Origin of the sequence: Celeribacter baekdonensis B30, from assembly GCF_000299875.1 — a bacterium.
In the GTDB taxonomy this organism is placed as follows: domain Bacteria; phylum Pseudomonadota; class Alphaproteobacteria; order Rhodobacterales; family Rhodobacteraceae; genus Celeribacter; species Celeribacter baekdonensis_A.
In genome coordinates this window covers 1-2,138 of record NZ_AMRK01000029.1, presented here as the reverse complement: position 1 = coordinate 2,138, position 2,138 = coordinate 1, and the positions used below count along the sequence as shown (strand labels likewise).

The 2,138-nt window shown below is 52.2% G+C and carries 2 tRNA genes and 1 rRNA gene; all 3 read right to left on the bottom strand.

Features of this window, described 5'->3' with window-relative positions:
• A 23S ribosomal RNA gene (locus B30_RS21130) occupies nucleotides 1–1,606 on the bottom strand; the annotation flags it as partial.
• Between the two features lie 275 nt (nucleotides 1,607–1,881).
• A tRNA-Ala gene (locus B30_RS21125) sits at nucleotides 1,882–1,957 on the bottom strand.
• Between the two features lie 56 nt (nucleotides 1,958–2,013).
• Nucleotides 2,014–2,090 (bottom strand) — tRNA-Ile (locus B30_RS21120).
• Between the last annotated feature and the right edge of the window lie 48 nt (nucleotides 2,091–2,138).

Below are 2,138 nucleotides of genomic sequence, written 5' to 3'. Positions count from 1 at the left end.
CGGGGGCAATTTGCCGAGTTCCTTCAACATCGTTCTCTCAAGCGCCTTGGTATATTCAACCTGCCCACCTGTGTCGGTTTGGGGTACGGTCCATATGTGAGAGTTATTTCCTGGACCTCCTTGGCAGCTTCTCCAATCCAATAAGGAAAAACTACTTCCAGAGGCCGTCACTTCTCACGGGTACAGGAATATTAACCTGTTTCCCATCGACTACGCGTTTCCGCCTCGTCTTAGGGGCCGACTCACCCTGCGCGGATTGGCCTTGCGCAGGAACCCTTGGGCTTTCGGCGAGGGAGGTTCTCACTCCCTTTATCGCTACTCATGTCAGCATTCTCGCTTCCGATACCTCCAGCATACCTTACGGTACACCTTCACAGGCTTACGGAACGCTCCGCTACCACTTGTTCTAAAAGAACAAATCCGCAGTTTCGGTGTGTGGCTTGAGCCCCGGTACATCTTCGGCGCGGGACAGCTTATTTAGACCAGTGAGCTGTTACGCTTTCTTTAAACGATGGCTGCTTCTAAGCCAACGTCCTGGTTGTCTTGGCCGTCCTACATCCTTTCCCACTTAGCCACAACTTTGGGACCTTAACTGGCGGTCTGGGCTGTTTCCCTCTCGACCACGGACCTTAGCACCCGTAGTCTGTCTGCCAGATAGTACTCTTCGGTATTCGGAGTTTGATTAGGTTTGGTAAGCCGGTAAGGCCCCCTAGCCCATTCAGTGCTCTACCCCCGATGGTATTCGTCTGACGCTCTACCTAAATAGATTTCGCGGAGAACCAGCTATCTCCAGGTTTGATTGGCCTTTCACCCCTAACCACAAGTCATCCCCGTCTTTTTCAACAGACGTGGGTTCGGTCCTCCAGTGACTGTTACATCACCTTCAACCTGCTCATGGCTAGATCACCTGGTTTCGGGTCTAATCCCACAAACTCAATCGCCCTATTAAGACTCGCTTTCGCTGCGCCTACACCTAACGGCTTAAGCTCGCTTGTAAGACTAACTCGCTGACCCATTATGCAAGAGGTACGCTGTCACCCCATAAAGAGGCTCCAACTGCTTGTAGGCATCCGGTTTCAGGAACTATTTCACTCCCCTTATCGGGGTGCTTTTCACCTTTCCCTCACGGTACTGGTACACTATCGGTCGTCAAGGAGTACTTAGGCTTGGAGGGTGGTCCCCCCATGTTCAGACAGGATTTCACGTGTCCCGCCCTACTCGAGGACCTATGATCTACGTGTCCCGTCCTACTCGAGGACTTATGCATTTTCTACCCGTACGGGGCTATCACCCACTATGGCCGACCTTTCCAGATCGTTCCGGTTCTTGATCATAGGCCACTGGCCTGGTCCGCGTTCGCTCGCCACTACTTGCGGAGTCTCGGTTGATGTCCTTTCCTCCGGGTACTGAGATGTTTCAGTTCCCCGGGTTCGCCTCATAACGCTATGTATTCACGTTATGATCATCCTATTGGATGGGGTTTCCCCATTCAGAAATCTACGGGTCAAAGCCTGCTCTCGGCTCACCGTAGCTTATCGCAGAGTGCCACGTCTTTCATCGCCTCTTAACGCCAAGGCATCCACCAAATGCCCTTATTATGCTTGAGAGATCCCTCAGCTAACTGTTCTGCGTCTTGCGCAGGGGTAAAACCCTGCCAATTCACAATACAGCCAGTATCGCGATCACGTTCTTTCGTTGCGAAAAATCACAACGGAAAGATCCGTTCTCTTCATATTCCCTATTCACAATGTCAAACATCTCTAATCCGGTCCCTTAAGACCAGATATCTCAGTATCTTCCAAACCTCGTAACAACTCTCGTTGCCGCTACTTTCATCGGCGATCTGTCTGCCGCGCTTTGCAGCGCGCAACCACCAGATAATGGTGGAGGTGAACGGGATCGAACCGATGACCTCCTGCTTGCAAAGCAGGCGCTCTCCCAACTGAGCTACACCCCCAGTCTTCGTATGGACTGTAAGTCAGCAGTCGGTCGCTTCGCACACACACATAAAAGTGGTGGGCCTGAGAAGAGTTGAACTTCTGACCTCACCCTTATCAGGGGTGCGCTCTAACCAACTGAGCTACAGGCCCGTAGTCTTCGAGGTTTGGAAGGGATGCGCGGACGGCGCCATGGTCTTT